The sequence below is a fragment of the Lysinibacillus alkalisoli genome (assembly GCF_014643595.1).
In the GTDB taxonomy this organism is placed as follows: Bacteria; Bacillota; Bacilli; order Bacillales_A; family Planococcaceae; genus Metalysinibacillus; species Metalysinibacillus alkalisoli.
The window spans coordinates 25,742-45,013 of sequence record NZ_BMJT01000010.1 but is presented as its reverse complement, the minus strand read 5'-3'; the positions used below and the strand labels follow the sequence as shown (position 1 = coordinate 45,013).

16 protein-coding genes and 1 riboswitch are annotated in these 19,272 nt (G+C 38.3%); of the genes, 13 read left to right on the top strand and 3 right to left on the bottom strand.

Annotated features, from left to right (window positions below):
• Window positions 1–17: 17 nt before the first annotated feature.
• The 6 genes from hemG to IEW44_RS13460 all read left to right on the top strand — a co-directional run bounded on the left by hemG (window position 18) and on the right by IEW44_RS13460 (window position 10,037).
• On the top strand, window positions 18–1,415 hold the full coding sequence (gene hemG, locus IEW44_RS13485; RefSeq protein ID WP_188615583.1) for a protoporphyrinogen oxidase: 1,398 nt from the start codon (window positions 18–20) through the stop codon (window positions 1,413–1,415).
• A 106-nt stretch (window positions 1,416–1,521) separates the two neighbouring features.
• Window positions 1,522–1,624: riboswitch (SAM riboswitch) on the top strand.
• Between the two features lie 77 nt (window positions 1,625–1,701).
• On the top strand, window positions 1,702–3,543 hold the full coding sequence (locus tag IEW44_RS13480; RefSeq protein WP_188615625.1) for a bifunctional homocysteine S-methyltransferase/methylenetetrahydrofolate reductase: 1,842 nt from the start codon (window positions 1,702–1,704) through the stop codon (window positions 3,541–3,543).
• Window positions 3,536–6,961 carry a methionine synthase gene (metH, locus tag IEW44_RS13475; RefSeq protein ID WP_188615582.1) on the top strand — a complete coding sequence of 1,142 codons (3,426 nt, stop codon included), beginning with the start codon at window positions 3,536–3,538 and terminating at the stop codon, window positions 6,959–6,961. The genes IEW44_RS13480 and metH overlap by 8 nt, the downstream gene beginning before the upstream one ends.
• A gap of 199 nt (window positions 6,962–7,160) precedes the next feature.
• Window positions 7,161–8,186 carry a Delta(5) desaturase DesA gene (gene desA / locus IEW44_RS13470; RefSeq protein WP_188615581.1) on the top strand — a complete coding sequence of 342 codons (1,026 nt, stop codon included), beginning with the start codon at window positions 7,161–7,163 and terminating at the stop codon, window positions 8,184–8,186.
• Between the two features lie 80 nt (window positions 8,187–8,266).
• Window positions 8,267–9,424 carry a sensor histidine kinase gene (locus tag IEW44_RS13465; RefSeq protein WP_188615580.1) on the top strand — a complete coding sequence of 386 codons (1,158 nt, stop codon included), beginning with the start codon at window positions 8,267–8,269 and terminating at the stop codon, window positions 9,422–9,424.
• Window positions 9,425–9,431: 7 nt separating this feature from the next.
• Window positions 9,432–10,037, top strand: a complete 606-nt coding sequence (locus tag IEW44_RS13460) for a response regulator transcription factor (RefSeq protein ID WP_188615579.1) — start codon at window positions 9,432–9,434, stop codon at window positions 10,035–10,037.
• 111 nt (window positions 10,038–10,148) lie between these two features.
• Here IEW44_RS13460 and IEW44_RS13455 read toward each other — a convergent pair whose 3' ends face one another.
• From IEW44_RS13455 to IEW44_RS13445, 3 genes are read right to left on the bottom strand one after another with little or no spacing between them, the layout of a single operon-like run.
• Entirely contained in the window at window positions 10,149–11,138 is a 990-nt protein-coding gene (locus IEW44_RS13455) for a proline dehydrogenase family protein (RefSeq protein ID WP_188615578.1), read from the bottom strand.
• Window positions 11,139–11,154: 16 nt separating this feature from the next.
• The gene (locus tag IEW44_RS13450) at window positions 11,155–11,907 is read right to left on the bottom strand and encodes an ABC transporter permease (protein WP_188615577.1); all 753 of its coding nucleotides are present in this window, start codon (window positions 11,905–11,907) and stop codon (window positions 11,155–11,157) included.
• Window positions 11,904–12,620, bottom strand: a complete 717-nt coding sequence (locus tag IEW44_RS13445; protein ID WP_188615576.1) for an ABC transporter ATP-binding protein — start codon at window positions 12,618–12,620, stop codon at window positions 11,904–11,906. Before IEW44_RS13445 ends, IEW44_RS13450 begins: the two co-directional genes overlap by 4 nt.
• A gap of 147 nt (window positions 12,621–12,767) precedes the next feature.
• Here IEW44_RS13445 and IEW44_RS13440 point away from each other — a divergent pair, with 147 nt between their 5' ends.
• The 7 genes from IEW44_RS13440 to IEW44_RS13410 all read left to right on the top strand — a co-directional run bounded on the left by IEW44_RS13440 (window position 12,768) and on the right by IEW44_RS13410 (window position 19,207).
• Complete coding sequence (locus tag IEW44_RS13440; protein WP_188615575.1) at window positions 12,768–14,237, top strand: nicotinate phosphoribosyltransferase; 1,470 nt, start codon at window positions 12,768–12,770, stop codon at window positions 14,235–14,237.
• A gap of 12 nt (window positions 14,238–14,249) precedes the next feature.
• Entirely contained in the window at window positions 14,250–15,077 is an 828-nt protein-coding gene (gene nadE, locus IEW44_RS13435; protein ID WP_188615574.1) for an NAD(+) synthase, read from the top strand.
• Between the two features lie 170 nt (window positions 15,078–15,247).
• Window positions 15,248–15,955 (top strand): nitrous oxide reductase accessory protein NosL, encoded by a 708-nt coding sequence (locus IEW44_RS13430; protein ID WP_188615573.1) that lies wholly within the window; start codon window positions 15,248–15,250, stop codon window positions 15,953–15,955.
• Window positions 15,956–16,015: 60 nt separating this feature from the next.
• Window positions 16,016–17,272 carry a right-handed parallel beta-helix repeat-containing protein gene (locus tag IEW44_RS13425; RefSeq protein WP_188615572.1) on the top strand — a complete coding sequence of 419 codons (1,257 nt, stop codon included), beginning with the start codon at window positions 16,016–16,018 and terminating at the stop codon, window positions 17,270–17,272.
• Complete coding sequence (locus tag IEW44_RS13420) at window positions 17,269–17,730, top strand: nitrous oxide reductase accessory protein NosL (protein ID WP_229704248.1); 462 nt, start codon at window positions 17,269–17,271, stop codon at window positions 17,728–17,730. The genes IEW44_RS13425 and IEW44_RS13420 overlap by 4 nt, the downstream gene beginning before the upstream one ends.
• Window positions 17,727–18,533, top strand: a complete 807-nt coding sequence (locus IEW44_RS13415; protein ID WP_188615571.1) for an ABC transporter permease — start codon at window positions 17,727–17,729, stop codon at window positions 18,531–18,533. Before IEW44_RS13420 ends, IEW44_RS13415 begins: the two co-directional genes overlap by 4 nt.
• Window positions 18,530–19,207, top strand: coding sequence for an ABC transporter ATP-binding protein (locus IEW44_RS13410; protein WP_188615570.1), 678 nt, complete (start codon window positions 18,530–18,532; stop codon window positions 19,205–19,207). Before IEW44_RS13415 ends, IEW44_RS13410 begins: the two co-directional genes overlap by 4 nt.
• The last annotated feature ends 65 nt before the right edge of the window (window positions 19,208–19,272 follow it).

Here is a 19,272-nt window from a genome sequence, read left to right as displayed (position 1 = left end):
GAGGAGGAATGAGTAATATGAAAACAGTCGCTATTGTTGGTGGAGGCATCACAGGCATTACAGCATTATATGAATTACATCGCTTAGCTACGAAAAATAAAGAGGCTATACACATCATATTAATCGAAAAGAATGAATACTTAGGTGGTAAAATTCATAGTGAGCATGAAGGTTCTTTCATTATGGAGACAGGAGCAGACTCCATTGTGGCAAGACATGAAGCAGTATTGCCCTTAGTGAAGGCGCTCGGTTTAGAAGATGAGCTTGTTTACAATGAGACAGGGATCTCTTACATTTATACACATAACCAATTACATCCTATTCCTAAAGATGCTGTATTTGGCATCCCAATGAGTGTTGAATCATTACAGGCAAGTACACTGATCTCTGAAGCAGGAAAAAAAGCCGCTTTAAAAGATTTAACAACACCGAATACAACTTTTACAAAAGAAAGTGCCATTGGTGATTTTTTAACCTATTTCTTAGGTGAAGAACTTGTACAAAAACAAATTGCGCCTGTGCTATCAGGTGTTTATTCAGGAGATTTACATGAATTGTCCATTGCTTCAACGTTGCCTTATTTAATTGATTATAAAAACAAGTATGGCAGTATTATTAAAGGCTTTGAAGCAAATAAAGCGCAATTTGCCAAAACAGCGGACAAAAAATTTATTTCGTTTAAGCATGGCTTAGATACAATAGCTCGGCGTATTGAAAGTCTCGTGCCAGAAGCAGTGATCAAAAAAAGTACGACTGTACAACACATCGCCAACTGTGAAGGGAAGTATACATTACATACATCAGATGGTGAATTACTAGCGGATGAGTTGATTTTAGCTCTACCTAACGCGCAAATAGCGAAATTATTGCCAGTGCCGGCATTACAAACGAGCTTTAAAAAGTTTACGACTGCCTCAGTTATTACGATGTATGTTGGCTTTGATATTCCAGATGCCTCGCTACCCGCAGATGGTACAGGTTATATTGTCTCTCATCATGCTGATGTGGTATGCAATGCGGCGACATGGACAAGTCGCAAATGGAAGCATACCTCTCAAAATGGCAATTTGTTAGTGCGTTTATTTTATAAAAATACAAATGAACGCTACGATGAATTACAGCAAATGACAGAAGATGAGCTGGCTCAAATAGGTTTACAAGATATTCAACAAAGTTTGCACATTGATGCACAACCACAAATCGTACGGGTGACAAAATGGACAAATCAAATGCCTCGTTATGATTTGGCGCATCGAGAGGCGCTACAACAATTAGAGCAACAAATGGCAGTATATTATCCACATGTTCACTTAGCAGGGTGCTCTTATTACGGTGTTGGTATTGGTGCTTGTATAGCAAATGGGCAACAAACAGCAAAGCATGTTTTTAAACAACTATTTGAAATAGAGCAGTAATTTTAGTCGTAAAGTAATTTATTTTGTAGAATGTGGTAAGTGGTATTGACTTACTATGTTAATAAAGCTATGATAACCTACAACAATAATTGAAAAATTCATACAATTCTTATCAAGAGAAGCGGAGGGACTGGCCCTATGAAGCTTCAGCAACCAACAACTTTAGTCAGGTGCTAAATCCAGCTAGCTAATCGCTAGACAGATGAGGAGGAAATCACAGACGCACTCGCCTTCTTTTTTGTATACAAAAAAGAAGGCTTTTTTTATGGAAAAGGAGGAAGAATTAATGGGGTTATTAGAAAAGTTAAAAACAGAAATTGTAATAGCAGATGGTGCAATGGGAACGATGCTGTATGCCAATGGTCTAGCCTCTTGCCACGAGGAAATGAACCTTCTTCAACCCACACTAGTAGAGAAAATTCATCAAGAGTATGTTGAAGCTGGAGCGGATGTCATTCAAACGAATACATACGGTGCTAATCCCATTAAATTGGCGCGTTACGGTTTGGAGAATCAAGTGATTAACATTAATGAATCAGCTGTGAGACTAGCAAAGAGAGCAGCAGATGGCAATGCGTATGTGCTTGGAACGATTGGTGGCATTCGTGATGTGCGCAAAACAACGCATACGATTGACGATATTTTAGCAGGTGTAGAAACACAGGCATATGTATTTTTAGCAGAGCATGTCGATGGGCTATTACTAGAAACCTATTATGATTTTGATGAGTTAATTGCAACATTAGATTTATTACGTGAGATGACAACATTGCCTATTATTGCACAAGTCTCGATGCACGAAGCGGGTATTTTACAGAATGGTATGACCTTAAACGCGGCATTGCATGAATTACAACGTCATGGAGCGGATGTTGTTGGCGTGAATTGTCGCTTAGGCCCATTCCATACAATTCAAGCCTTTGAAGGTGTGCGTTTGCTTGATCATGCTTTTTTATCTGCCTATCCTAATGCTTCATTACTAGATGTACAAGACGGTCGCATCGTTTATGAATCGGAATATGATTATTTCGGACGAGCTGCTGTGACACTTTGTAGACAAGGTGTGCGTTTGATTGGTGGTTGTTGTGGTACAACACCAAAACACATTGCCGCTGTAAAAAAACATGTGGCAGGTATGAGGCCTGTTACAACAAAGGTTGAAAAACGTGCTACACAAGTATTTATTCAAGAGGCAGAACCGCGCCTAGTAGAAACATTACATGATAAAGTGCAACGGACACGCTCTATTATTGTGGAGTTGGATACGCCAAGACATTTAGAGACAAGCCAGTTTATTGAAGGGGCAAAACAGCTATATCAAGCAGGTGCAGATGTTGTGATGATGGCAGATAATTCATTGGCATCACCACGTGTAAGCAATGTAGCGATGGGCGCCATGATTAAAGCTGAGGGTGTGAGGCCGTTAACACATATTACATGTAGAGACCGCAATTTAATTGGTTTGCAGTCACATTTAATGGGTTTAAATGCGCTAGGTATTCATGATGTGCTTGCTGTGACAGGTGATCCTACAAAAGTAGGTGATTTTCCTGGTGCTACTAGTGTGTATGATGTAACTTCATTTGAGTTAATCAGTTTAATCAAACAATTGAATGAGGGCATCTCTTTTTCAGGTAAACCATTACGTAAAAAGGCCAATTTTTCTGTAGCAGCAGCTTTTAATCCTAATGTACGTGTAGTGGAGCGTGCGGTAGCTCGGTTAGAAAAGAAGATAGAGCATGGCGCAGATTATTTTATTTCGCAACCGGTTTATACAAAAGAAAAAATTAAAGAAGTATACGAAGCAACTAAACATTTAACAACACCGATTTATATTGGCATTATGCCTGTTACAAGTTATAAGAGTGCAGAGTTTTTACATCATGAAGTGCCAGGGATTAAATTATCAGAAGATGTATTGTCGCGTATGAAGGCGTGTGAAAACAATAAAGAGCAATCGACAGTAGAGGGAATCAAAATTGCACAAGAACTAATTGAAGTAGCCGCATCATACTTTAATGGCATTTATTTAATTACACCATTTTTACGCTATGATATGACGTTGCAATTAATACAATTTATTAACGAATGGGATCGTTCAAACAAAGGAGTTTCGATAAATGGCTAAATCAATTGTAGAACAATTAGAACAACGTATTTTAATTATGGATGGCGCGATGGGAACGATGCTTCAAAATGAGCAATTAACAGCAGAAGACTTTGGGGGTGAGGATTTAGATGGTTGCAATGAAAACCTTGTTCTTACAAGACCAGATGTCATTACAAAAATACATGAAGCCTATTTAGAAGCAGGAGCAGACTTAATTTGTACCAATACATTTGGTGGTACACCCCTCGTATTAAATGAATATGACCTAGGGCATAAAACCGCTGAAATTAATAAAGTAGCGGCACAATTAGCTTGTCAAGCAGCCGAAAAATATAGCACACTTACATGGCCGCGCTTTGTTGTAGGCGCGATGGGCCCAACAACGAAAACGTTATCGGTTACAGGTGGCATTACGTTTGATGAGTTAGTAACCAATTTTTATGCACAAGCCATAGCATTAATAGAAGGTGGCGTGGATCTTTTATTATTAGAGACGAGTCAAGATATGCTCAATGTCAAAGCAGGTACAATTGGTATAGCGCAAGCCTTTGAAGAAACGAAACAAACATTACCCGTGATGATTTCAGGTACGATTGAGCCAATGGGCACGACACTTGCGGGGCAAACTATTGAGGCTTTTTATATTTCAATTGCTCATATTAAGCCTTTATCTGTCGGTTTAAATTGTGCCACAGGGCCAGAGTTTATGACAGATCATTTACGCTCTTTATCTGATTTAGCAGAGAGCTATGTGAGTTGTTATCCTAATGCAGGTTTGCCAGATGAGGAAGGGTGCTATCATGAATCGCCAGACTCGCTGTCCATAAAGTTAAAAGGCTTTGCTGAAAAGGGGTGGCTTAATATTGTTGGTGGTTGTTGTGGTACAACACCTGCTCATATCGCAGCCATTCGTGAAGCAGTGGCTGGTTATGCACCAAGAAAAAAACCACATAATTTGCAACAACATGTTATCTCAGGTATTGAGCCGTTGCAATACGACGATTCAATGCGTCCCTTATTCATTGGAGAGCGTACAAATGTAATTGGTTCACGCAAATTTAAACAGCTTATCATTGACGAGAAATATGAAGAAGCAGCGGAGATTGCCCGTGCGCAAGTGAAAAATGGTGCACATGTTATTGATATTTGTTTAGCGAATCCAGACCGAGACGAAGTATACGATATGCAGGGCTTTATTCAAGAAGCGGTTAAAAAGATTAAAGTGCCCCTCGTTATTGACTCCACAGACGAGTTAGTGACAGAAGTTGCTTTAAAATATTCGCAAGGCAAGGCTATTATTAACTCAATTAATTTAGAAGATGGGGAGGAGCGCTTTGATGCGGTTGTACCATTAGCTAAAAAATATGGAGCTGCCATCGTGGTAGGTACAATTGACGAAGTAGGTATGGCTGTAACAAGAGAGCGAAAATTAGAAATTGCTAAGCGCTCTTACGACTTATTAGTGCATAAATGGGGAATTGCCCCTCAAGATATTATTTTTGACCCCCTTGTATTCCCAGTTGGTACGGGAGATGAACAATATATCGGTGCTGCTGAAGAGACAATTGAAGGTATTCGCTTAATTAAACAAGCATTGCCACAATGTTTGACTGTACTTGGGGTGAGTAATGTATCTTTCGGTTTGCCACCAGTGGGGCGTGAGGTGCTAAATGCCGTATATTTATATCACTGTACACAAGCAGGCTTAGATTATGCCATTGTGAATACAGAGAAGTTGGAACGCTATGCGTCTATACCTGAGGCAGAGATTCAATTCGCCAATGAGTTATTATTCCACACCAATGATGCGACATTAGCTACATTTACAGATTTTTATCGTGATAAGAAAAAGGAAAAAACAGAAGCCGATTTACCTGCTACAGTTGAAGAAAGATTAGCTTACTATATTGTTGAAGGAACAAAAGAAGGGTTAGTCCCTGACTTAGAACAAGCCTTACAACTTTATGACTCGCCACTTCATATTATCAATGGCCCATTAATGACAGGTATGGCAGAGGTAGGGCGCTTATTTAATGATAATCAGTTGATTGTAGCTGAGGTGTTACAAAGTGCAGGTGTTATGAAGGCTGCTGTATCGTTTCTTGAACCTTATATGGAAAAAGATGACGCTAGTGCAGGTAAGGGTAAAGTGTTACTTGCTACTGTGAAAGGCGATGTGCATGATATTGGGAAAAATTTAGTTGATATTATTTTAAGCAATAACGGTTACCAAGTTATTGATTTAGGTATTAAAGTAACACCAGCATCTTTAATCGAGACGATTCGTAAAGAGCAACCAGATGTAGTCGGCTTGTCTGGTTTACTTGTAAAATCTGCTCAACAAATGGTAATTACAGCACAAGACTTTAAAGAAGCAGGGATTGATGTGCCAATATTAGTTGGGGGTGCAGCGTTATCAAAGCGGTTTACAGAGACAAAAATCTCAGCACAATACGATGGTCCTGTTTTATATGCCAAAGATGCTATGCAAGGCTTAGCTATTATTAATCGCTTGCAAGATGATGTAGAACGTGCGATTGTTTTAGCCGAATTGGCAGAAGCCATTGAAAAACGACGCGTTGCAGATGAAAAGCGTGCTCGTCGACCAACACCAAAGCCTACAGCAACGCCAGTGCGTACCTTGATCGATGCGCCAGTGCGTATACCAAAAGACTTACGTCGTCATGTACGACATAATTATGCCGTGTCTCATTTATATCCTTATGTGAATATGCGTACCTTGATTGGCCACCACTTAGGTTATAAAGGAAATGTATTACAGGCGCTTGCTACACAAGAGCCGCGCGCCACAGCATTACATGAATTAGTGACCAGTTTTTTACAACAACAATTATTTACACCAGCTGCTATGTATCAATTTTATAAAGCACATGCAGACGGTGACGATGTTGTATTATTCGCTGAAGATGGCATAACGGAAATTCAGCGTTTTACATTCCCAAGACAACAAATTGCCCCTTATTTATGTTTAGCCGATTTTTTAAAAACAAAAGAGAGTGGCGAGACGGATTATGTAGGGTTAATGTGTGTAACAGCAGGAGAAGGGGTGACAAAGTATGCGGATGCCCTAAAAGCGGAAGGTAAATTTTTAGAAAGCCATGCCTTCCAATCAACAGCATTAGAGTTAGCAGAGGGATTAGCAGAGCGTATTCACCAAGAGATGCGAGACCAATGGGGTTTTCCAGATGCAACAGACTTTACTATGCGCGATCGATTCGCTGCCAAATATGAGGGGCAACGTTTTTCATTTGGTTATCCCGCCTGCCCAAATTTAGAAGACCAAGCTAAGTTATTTGCCACACTACAGCCAGAAGATATAGGTGTACAATTAACAGAAGGGTTTATGATGCAGCCTGAGGCAAGTGTAACGGCTATGGTTTTTGCCCATCCAGAAGCGCGATATTTTAATGTGTGATGTATTTCACTTAGTGATGAAAAATGTGTAACACATTTTTTGTCACTAAGTTTTTTATTTGGATAAAAACGTTTATTTTAGGGGAGTGTAATATTACATTTGTCATAAAAATGATGTGACGTTTTCGTCTACAACAGATTACGACTTCGTTTTATGATGAGGTTACAAAGAAAGTTAACGAAGGAGTGGCACATACATAATGAGTAGCTTTGCAGAAAAGAAAAATCAATTGCGTAAAGATGTGGCGCGGTTTGCCCAATCAGACTTAAAGAAAAGTATTATGCAATTATGTAATACTATTTTACCCGTTATGATTTTATGGGTAGCAGCGTATCAACTAATGGCTGTATCACCATGGATTTCGGTAGGATTAAGTGTTGTCGCATCAGGTTTTGTTGTACGTACTTTTATTATTTTTCATGATTGTACACATGGTTCGTTTTTTAAAAATAAAAAAGCAAATGACATTGTAGGATTTTGGACAGGTGTTTTAACATCATTCCCCTACCAAAAATGGAAACGTGAACATACGATTCATCATGCAACAAGCTCAAACTTAGATAAGCGCGGTATTGGCGATATTGATATGTTAACATTAGAAGAATATTTAGCAGCTTCACCGATGAAGCGATTTGGTTATCGCCTCTATCGCAACCCTCTCGTTATGTTTGGTTTAGGGCCTCTTTATATGGTGCTAGTATTAAATCGTTTTAATCGTAAAGATGCCAAGAAAAAAGAACGTATGAATACACATTTAACTAACATCACGTTATTGGTGATCTGTGGTGTGTTAATTTACTTCTTAGGTTGGCAAGCCTTCTTATTAGTTCAAGGTGTCACATTATTTGTGGCAGGTGCATTAGGCATTTGGTTATTCTATATCCAACATACGTATGAAGACTCTTATTTTGAAAAAGATTCAGAGTGGGACTATGTAAAGGCAGCAGTAGAAGGTAGTTCTTATTACAAGTTGCCTAAAGTTTTACAATGGTTAACAGGTAATATTGGATTCCATCATGTGCATCACTTATCACCACGTGTCCCTAATTATCATTTAGAGGCTGCACATACGGAGGTTAAGCCATTACAAAAAGCAACAACAATTACATTAGTAACTAGTTTAGAGTCTATTCGTTACAAATTATATGACGAAGAAAACAATAAATTTATAACATTCCGTACGGCTACTGAACGTATTCGCACTAAGAATATGATTAAGATTTAATAAAGGTGTCGGCTAAAGTAAACTAGCCGACACTTTTTGATATAATGAAGTCAAAAATAAGAAAGTTTGTGAAGTTTACTATGAAAAAGTGGTACATGATTATACCAAGCAGTCCATGGCTAAGTATTTATTTACTCATTATATTCTGCTTGCTACCTTTTTTCTCAATCTTTAAGCAAGCCGAGCTATTTGACATTATGATGGCGGGTACGTTAGTTGTCATTTACTTCATTTTCAATCGCTGTACCGCGATGTCACATGGTGGAAGGATTTATATGTGGATTAGTTTTGAGATGGTCGTTAGCCTGATTATGATTATTTTCTTTGGCTATGTTTATCTCGCTATATTTACAGCCTTCTCTATAGGTATGATACGTCGCCCTGTTGGATTTTATATTATGTATGGTTTGCATGTTGGCTTCACCGTTATTGCTACAGGTGTCACTTTCTTCTTTAAATGGGACGTGTTATTATCACAGTTACCCTTCATTATTTTTACAATTGTTGGTGTAGTGTTAATGCCATTTACATTGTACACCAAAAATCGACGGGAAAAATTAGAAGGACAACTTGAAACAGCTAAAGACCGAATTGCTGAGTTAATTGTTTTTGAGGAGAGACAGCGAATTGCTAGAGACTTACATGACACATTGGGACAAAAGCTCTCAATGATTGGCTTAAAGAGTGATTTAGCCGCTCGCTTAATTGAACGTGACAAAGACCAAGCATTGGTTGAGATTAAAGAAATACGACAAACGGCTAGTATTGCATTAAAAGAAGTACGAGAGCTCGTTGCCAATATGCGCACCACGCGTTTTGAGGATGAGCTAATGCGCGTAGCACAAATATTAGATGCAGCAGAAATGGATTTCACATTTGAGGGAGATGTCGAGACACTACAAGTGCCACCTCTCGTAGAAAATGTACTGAGCATGTGCTTAAAAGAAGCGATAACAAATGTTGTCAAACATAGTAATGCGACAAAATGTAAGGTAGCTTTTCATCAAAATTTTAAAGAAGTGTATTTATTAGTCCATGATAATGGCAATGGCTTATCCACAAAACAAATGCGTACAGGCAATGGCTTGAAGGGTATGCAAGAAAGACTGGAGTTTATTAACGGCTCGTTTAAGCTAGAAAGTAAAGACGGGACGTCATTAACGATTACCATTCCTGTTGCATTAACGCATCAGCATGTTACAGAAAAAATGGATAAGATTTATAAGAAAGGTGAGTGACGCTTTTATGATACGCGTTGTAATAGCAGAAGACCAAGGCATGTTACTTGGTGCATTGAGTTCATTACTTAGTATGGAAGATGATATTGAAGTTGTAGGCTTAGGTAAAAATGGTGAAGAAGCCATTACACTCGTAAAAGAACACAAACCTGATATTTGTATTATGGATATTGAGATGCCACTTAAAACAGGTTTAGATGCGGCAGAAGAATTACAAGAAGAAGATTGTAAAATTGTAATTCTCACTACTTTTGCTCGTCCTGGTTACTTTGAACGTGCACGTAAAGCAGGTGTGCGTGGGTATTTATTAAAAGATAGCCCTATTGAAGAGTTAGTATTAGCGATTCGCAACATTCGAGATGGCAAACGCATTTATGCACCAGAGCTTGTCGACTTTGTTTATGAAGCGGGTAGTGAAAATCCTCTAACAGAACGTGAAAGCCAAGTGCTAGAGTTAGTAGCAGAGGGTAAGACGACAAAAGAGATAGCGTCGACTTTGTTTCTCTCGGCTGGTACAGTACGCAACTATATTTCGACTATTTTAGAAAAATTACAAGTATCCAATCGTATTGAAGCCATTGCGCGTGCTAGAGAAAAAGGCTGGCATCGTTAAGTAAAAAAGATTGCTACACAATGAGTTGTCTTATACGAAATTAATAGATTTATACTATAAAAAGTGTAAAGAGGTAAAGGGAAATATCTATTTCCCTTTACCTCTTTTTTGTTAAGCCTCTTTATTATTGTTTTTACGTTTAAATACTTTTCGTAGTAGTAGTGCTCCTGCAATCGTCACTAAGGCAATATTTGTTTTCTTAGTAAATACCTTTTCAGATACGTATTTTAAATTTTGCGGACGATTCGCTACATGGTTCATAAAGTGCGTGTACCAATATGCGCCAGCAGGGAAGTAGGTGCGCACACGGTAACCATCCGCAATTAGTGCTTGTTTTAATACATCATCTTGTCCAATATGTAATTGGAATTCAAATTGACTAGGGTGAATATCAAATTCTTGTGCTAAACGTTTGGCATAGGCAATGATATTGCGGTCATGTGTGGCAATGACTGTATAAGCCCCACTTTTGAGACGTTGCTCCACTAAAGCAATCATATTTAAATCAAGATCCATCTTCTTTTGGAAGGCAACAGCTTCGGAAGTATTGCTTAATTTTTTGCTTAAAGTAACAGGCGCATCTTGCAATGCCTCAATATCGTCTTGCGAGCGATAAAATTGTCCTTGTATCACAACACTCACATGGTCATAAGTTGCTTGTAATTGTTGCGCCATACTAATAATGGTCTGTACATGTTCGTATTCGGCTGTTTGTAAGGTAATAAAGTGACCTGTTTTTTTAGCAAATGCAGCCACATCACTAATAACGTTATAGCATTCATCCACATCAAGTAATAAACCAAATTGCTCAGGTTGTAATGTGAAAGTGGCTGAGATGGCCAAGTCTTGGAGTTGTGTCATAAGTTGTTGAATTTTAGCTTTCTCTGTCATCACGTCAGCAGCATCAATAATTGCTGTGCCGATGTAATCAATGGCCACTTCTTCCTTCAAGCTTTGTAATAGTTGGCAAGTAGCGATGATTTCTTCAGTGGTCAAACCACCAAAATACGGTTTCATACCAATTTTAGGTGCAATAGTTTGCACACTTGCTGTAAAAGTATCACTATACGTTAATTGTTTTGTCATTGAGCGTAAAGCCATAGTATTCACCTCGTAGTTATTGTTCTTTTAATAATTGCATTTGTTTAGTAAATAGGGCTGGGTAACTTAAGAAGCCTAACATAATACTAGATATTGCAGCGTTAGTAAGCAAGGCAAAGATAATTAAAATTTGAAATTGTACGGCTTGCATAGGGTCAGCACCACCAATGATTTGCCCACTCATCATACCTGGTAATTGCACAAGACCAATGGTTTTTTGACTCTCTATGGTAGGGGAAACCCCAGCTTTAATCGCTTGGATCAGTTGGTGGTGAATAGCTTGTTTGGGTGTACCACCTAATGAAAGAATTAATTCAATTTCATCTTGATGAGCATCGACTTCAGCCGCAAAACGATTTAAAAATAAAATGGATAATACCATAGCATTACCTATCATCATACCACTGATTGGTATGACATATTGTGCCGTTGCTGGTACAATTTTAAATCCTAATAAAATTCCTTGTGTGACCACTTCTACTGTTGTAATTGTAACAGCTAGCTTCCATGTGATGCCCTTAATATGTTGCCCCTTTTTTCGTGCATTTAACACAGCAGTAGTAATCATAATAATAATCATGATGAGCATATAAAGCGGATGATTGCCTTCAAAGACAAAGGTTAAAATATAACCTACAAGTAAGAGTTGAACGATAGCGCGCACAGTAGCAACCAGAACATCTCGCTCTAAATCTAAGCGCAAAGTTTTAGAGAGTACTAAGGGAATTAAAATGAAAAATAAGGTTAGTGATAATGTAAAATAACTCATCTTAACGCTCCTTCAGTGAATTGTTGGACTTGTTGATGGGTAGGCTGTTGTAAAATAGCTGGCGTCCCTTGCTGAATGAGCTTGCCATCAATCATGACCCAAACCTCATCGCTTACACGCAGTGCCTGTTCTAAGTTATGTGTAATCCAAATGACAGTAACATCATGTTGTTGATTTAATTGCATGATGAGCTTTTCAATACTATCAGCAGCCGCTTGATCTAATGCAGATGTAATCTCATCTAATAATAAAATAGCTGGTTCATTTATTAAGGTGCGTGCAATAGAGACACGTTGCCGTTGTCCACCTGATAAATCACGTGCATCTTGTTGGCATATATCTTTTGATAAACCAACAGCCTCAAGATAATGAGCTGCTTTTTGAGGTGGTAAGGTTTGCTTTTTTAATGTGAGTGGCAAAGCTAAGTTATCATAAACAGTACCACGAATCATAGGTGCTGCTTGTAAGGCGATACCGACGGTTGTCCTTAAGTCGGGAGGTGAATACTCTTCATAGGCTCGGTTTAAAATATGGATTTGTCCTGTCGTAGGTGTTAACAACCCGTTGCATAATTTTAGTAGCGTTGTCTTACCTGCGCCAGAAGGGCCAACTAGTGTAGTAATACGGCCTTTTGTAAAATGGCCTGTAATTTGAGATAAAATTTTTTTCTGTGTTACTTCATATGAGACGTCTTGAAATGAAATTGCATGCATAATAATGCCACCTTTCTCTCGTATAGTGTAGCAAAAAAACGAGATATACCAAAAAATGCTCGTTAATGATAGATAATTGATGAAAAACTCGATTATTCAAGGAAATAGTGTATACTATGACTAATTATAGTGGAAGAAGGGGTTTTAATGAGAACGAATTATGCAGATGATAGCTTAGCACTTCACACTGATTTATATCAAATTAATATGGCAGAGTCCTATTGGGCAGACAATATGCACAACCGCAAAGCAGTATTTGAATTGTATTTCAGAAAGTTACCTTTTGGTAATGGTTATGCTATTTTTGCAGGGTTAGAACGCATGCTTTCTTATTTGAAAGATTTCCGTTTTAGTGAAACGGATATTACGTATTTGCGAGAAGAGGTAGGTTACAAAGAAGACTTCCTACACTATTTAAAAGATATCCGGTTTACAGGCGATATGTATGCCATGGTTGAGGGAGAATTAGTTTTCGCTAATGAACCGATTGTGCGGATTGAAGCACCACTTGTGGAGGCGCAGTTAATTGAAACAGCACTATTAAACATAGTGAACTATCAAACCTTAATTGCAACAAAGGCAAGTCGAATTAAACAAATTATCCCAGACGATACTGCCATGGAGTTTGGTACGAGACGTGCTCATGAAATGGATGCCGCTATTTGGGGAACAAGAGCCGCAGTGATTGGTGGTTTTGACTCTACAAGTAATGTGCGGGCAGGCAAGCTCTTTAATATTCCAGTTGCAGGCACACATGCCCATGCACTCGTTCAAGCGTATAAAAACGATTATGATGCCTTCCACTCTTATGCGCGTCGACATAAAGATTGTGTCTTTTTAGTAGATACGTATAATACATTAAAGTCTGGCGTGCCAACAGCAATTAAAGTGGCACAAGAGTTAGGCGACCAAATTAACTTTATTGGTGTTCGTTTAGACAGTGGTGATATTGCCTTCCTATCAAAAGAAGCGCGTCGTATGTTAGATGAGGCAGGGTTTCCTAATGCTAAAATTATTGTATCGAATGATTTAGATGAATATACTATCTTAAATTTAAAAGCACAAGGAGCTAAAGTGGATATGTGGGGGATTGGTACGAAGCTGATTACAGCCTATGACCAACCTGCATTAGGAGCCGTTTATAAAATGGTGGCCATTGAAAATGAAAACGGTGAAATGTGTGATACGATGAAGATTTCAGCTAATGCGGAAAAGGTAACAACACCAGGATTGAAAAAATTATACCGCATCATTGACCGAGAGAATGGCAAGGCAGAGGGCGACTATATTACATTAGCAGATGAGTTTCCTGAACGAGAAGAGCGCATTAAAATGTTCCACCCTGTGCATACGTTTATTTCGAAGTTTGTGACGAATTTTGAAGCTAGAAATTTACATGAACATGTTATTACGAATGGAGAAATTACCTACGAATTACCACAATTAATGACTATTCGTGATTATGCACATGACAATTTATCACTGCTATGGGACGAATATAAACGCTCTTTAAACCCAGAGGAGTATCCTGTAGATTTAAGTCAAAAATGCTGGGATAATAAGATGCAAAACATTGCAGAAGTGCGTCAAATGGTAGACCAAATCGACGAACGATAAGGAGAGATAACATTGACGTTACAACAAAAAATTATACAAGAACTTCACGTTAAACCGATGATTGATAGCCATGCAGAGATTCGTCAATCTATTGATTTCTTAAAGACATATGCACTGGAAAATAGTTTTGTACAGGGATTTGTCCTCGGTATTTCAGGTGGTCAAGACTCTACCTTAACAGGTAAATTAGCACAACTTGCTGTAGACGAATTAAACTCGGCATATCCTGAGCGTAACTATACATTTCATGCTGTGCGTTTGCCTTATGGTGAGCAATTTGATGAAGAGGATTGCAATGATGCATTAGCATTTATTCAACCTACAAAAGTATATACCGTAAATATAAAGCCAGCAGTTGATGCTAGTATTGCCGCTTTGCAACAGGCAGGTGTAACGTTAACAGACTTTGCCAAGGGGAATGAAAAAGCGCGTGAACGTATGAAAGTGCAATTTTCTATAGCTGCAGCTAATCAAGCTGTTGTTTTAGGTACAGACCACGCAGCAGAAGCGATTACAGGTTTCTTTACAAAGTTTGGCGATGGCGCAGCAGACCTCATGCCGATTTGGCGCTTAAATAAAAGGCAAGGCAAAGCTTTATTACAGGCTTTACAATGCCCACCTCATTTATATGATAAGGTGCCAACAGCTGACTTAGAAGAAGATAGACCTGCATTACCTGATGAAGAAGCATTAGGCGTGACGTATCATCAAATCGATGACTATCTAGAAGGCAGAAAGATTGACGATCAAGCGCAACAAATTTTAGAAGGTCATTATTTGCGTTCTCAACATAAAAGACATTTACCTATTACAGTGTATGATGACTTCTGGAAAATATAAGATAAAGTGCCGCTGAAACTTTTCAGCGGTTTTTTGATGAAGTAGATACTAATAAAAAGAAGGTTTGAAGTTTCTGCAAAAATTTTGCACATTATTCACCAACATTTCAAACTTATTTCACAGCTCGTTGGTAAAGTAGACAGTAGAGAATTTGAACTGGAGGCATAACAATGAATAAATGGGGATTATCAATGATGATGTTAGCTGCATTAAGCTTAGCGGCTTGTGGCGCTGACGATAAGAAAGATGAGGCAAAAGAGCCTGAAAAGACAGAGCAAACTGCTGAAAAAGAAACAACAACAAAAACAGAGACAGAAGAGACAACACCAGCAGCTACTGAAATGACAGATGATGAAATCTACGCAAAATTAGAAGAGCCAACCGAAGATACACGTTGCGAAGTTTGTGACATGCAAGTATATGTGAAAGACCATGAGATGGGTATTTTCTCAGCACAGTCCATCAAAGCAGATGGTACCAATGCTTTTTATGATGATATCGGTTGTTTATTAAATGCTGAAATTATGAATGAAGAAGAAAACCATAAATTTGTTCGTGACTTTAATACGAAAGAATGGGTTAAAGTAGACGATGCTACGATTGTAAAAACCGATTTAAAATCGCCAATGAACTGGGGTTATGTTTCGTTTGCTACTAGTGAAGATGCAGATAAATATATCGCAGAGCATGAAGGCGCTGCTGTGACTCCGCTAGCAGATATTCAAGCAGAAGCAAAAGAGCGTTACGAAAAGATGAAAGCGAAAAAAGATGGTGAAGGTCATGATATGCATGGTGAGGAAGGTCACGACCATGACATGCATAGCGAAGAAGAATCACATGACAACATGGAAGAAGACCATAGCGGTCACGGGCATTAAAATAGTAGACTAGAGAGTAGCAGCTCTCTAGTCTTTTCGACGTTTATGTGAGGTGAAAAAATGAAACGTTTAAGCCTTATTCTTTTATTTTGCTTATGGACAATACCTGTTTACGCAGCCGATTTACAAACTCAAATCGATGCCACACCAGCAGGAGGCACACTTTATTTAACAGCCACCACGTATAATGGCAATTATTATATAACTAAACCTATCACGATTATTGGTCAAGAAGGTACAAAAATACGTAGCATGACCAAAGCGCCAGCCATCACTATTGAGGATACGAATCAGGTCACACTTGAAAATATAACAATGGAAGCGCAACAGCGAGCCATTGTCATTAAAAAGGCTAATGAGGTTACCGTTACACATACTAAAATGTCAAATGTGAATGCAGGTATTTTTGTGCAGCAAGCAAAAGATATCCATATTAAAGATAATTATATTACAGGCACTGCAGCTCATTATGCGAAGAAAGGTAATGGTATAGCGCTTTATCAAAGTACGGATGTTACGATTCAAAATAATACGATTCAACAAGTGCAAGATGGCATTTATATCGAGAATGTACAACGTATTCGCATTGATCATAATAATGTGACAAATAGCAGGTATGGTACACATTTTATGTATAGTGAAGATGGAGAAGTATGGCATAACACATATGAGAATAATGTTACAGGTTTAATGGTTATGATGGTTGACGGCTTTGCGGCAGGAAACAATACCATTCGTCGTCATATGCAGATTAACGGTAGCGGTATGACGTTATATGATGTAAAAAATGCTAAAGTGCGTGCGAATACGATCACTGAAAATCGCATTGGTCTAGCTCTACAAATGACTGCCCAAACTAGCATTAAAGCAAACCAGTTTAACATGAATCAAACAGCCTTTGAAGCAATTAAAACGGATCGAACAACAGCGTTGATGGCTAATTATTTTCAAGGCAATATTTTAACAGCAAGGTCAGATGCAAAAGGTGTATTACTTCAGCGTAATACGTATGATGATTACCATGGCATTGACCCCAATAACTCAGGCTATGGCGAAACGCCTTATTATGCGTATTCGAGTTTTGGCCAATGGATGGTAAGGCAACCTGCCTATCAATTTTTTATTGCCTCTCCAAGCGTGACTTTACTCACAGCATTAGATCAACAAGCGAGTGGTGGTAATGTGTTACAAGATGATCAACCTAAGATGATGCAATCATCCGTAACAGTCAAACAAATAAATTACACACAATTACTCATAGGCATAGCATGTATCTTAGTAGCAATTGTGGTTTGGTGGAGGAATGTAAAACGATGAGAAAATTAGGATTAACCATAATGGCCAGTGCAGCCATATTATTAACAGCTTGTGGCGAAAAAACATATGAACCTCATGACATTAATCATGATACAGATATTTGTAAAATTTGTAATATGAGCATCGTGCATGATGATTTTGCAGGGCAAATTATTGAAAAAAATGGCGACTATAAAGTGTTTGATGATATTGGTTGTCTCGTTGAAAAAATGCAACGAGATGGGCTAGGTGAGCAAGATATTGGGGCGGCATTTATTAAAGACGCCGAGACAAATGAGTGGATTAATATTTTCAGTGCGACATATTTATATGATAAAGATTTCTTTACCCCTATGAATTATGGTGTGTTAGTTTTTAATGACGAAAAAGAAGCGCAAGCCTACCAACAGCAAGAGGGGAAGGGGACATTAATGAAGTACCAAGATTTAGCTGACTTTAAATGGGGCATTCATCAATGAAATTAATTTTATTAGAGTGGAAACAAATGTTACGAAGTCGTTGGATGCAAATGGTCGGTGTATTATTCACCTTTATTTTTACAAGCATTATTGTCATTCAGCAAATGGCGTTACCAGCAACAGATACGTTCTCACGTCAAAGTGCCTCCTTTTTAAATTTATTATTATTTTTACTCCCTTTATTTATTTTAACGATTGGAAGCATGGGGGTAGCTAGTGATTATGAGACAAAATGGTTGGCATTGCTGAAAACCTATCCCCTTAAAATGCGTCATTATATTGTAGCTAAATTTACAGCGATTGTATGTGCTTTTTTATTACTGGTAGTGTTGGCATTTGGTGTGGTGTTATTATTAGGCGGATTATTAGGTGGTGTTGTAATCCCACCATCCCTTCTTATGATTACACTCTTAACTATACTGATTTTTTCAGCCATTGCGGTATTAGTAGGCATCATAGCTAAAACGCGTTTGTATGCGTTAGCGTTATCGCTTGTCGTATGGTCCTTTTTATTATTATTAATATCGTATGCTTTGATGGCAGTAGGTACAGTAATTGCAGGTCATGTTTTACAAAAGATTACGCTTGTTGTCATTCATGTGAATCCTATAGAATGGCTGCGATTCGGTTATTTATTGTTTGCCAATCAAGCAAGTGTACTTGGCCCCTCGTATTATGAGTTTGTCCAATTTTATCAAACAACAACAGGCTTACTTGTCTATACACTTGTGAGCATATTGTGGGTAGCATGCCCTCTACTATTTGCTTACATTATGATACGTAAAGGAGGGCGGAGCGCATGATTGTTGAAGCACAAGGTTTAGCACAACAGTATGCAAACGGGCGTGGGTTACAGCCCGTTGATTTTACATTGCAACAAGGTACGATTACAGCATTAGCAGGTGGTAATGGTGCTGGCAAGAGTACGCTAATTCGTTTATTAACTGCACAAGATCAACAAAGTGCAGGTCAATTAGTATGGCATGCCTCTTCTGAAGTACGGTATATGCCAGATGATGTTGATTTTCCAACGACTTTAACGGCAGCCGAGATTATGGAATTATTAGGTTCGCTAAAAAAAGTATCACTTGCAGAGCAACATGCATTATTGCAACGTGTTGGCTTGTATGAGGTACGTAAACAGAAGGTACAACAGTTCTCGAAAGGCATGCGCCAACGGTTAAATTTAGCCCAAAGCTTAATGGGCAAAGGACAATTACTGATATTAGATGAGCCAACAAATGGCTTAGACCCTTATTGGATTGCCAAGTTAAAAGAGATGATGGTTGCTGAGAGAGAACGAGGCTGTACGGTATTATTTTCTACACATTTATTATCTTTTGCTGAAGAATTAGCGGATGATGTGTTAATTTTACATGAAGGTAAATTAGTAGCAAATGGTGCATTACATACGCTATTACAACAACATCACACAGCTAATTTAGAACAATTATGGCTGCAACAAATTACACCATAAAGCTATCGAATATTTCGGTAGCTTATTTTTATTAAAGCGCTAGTTAAAAGGTATGCATTGTTAGA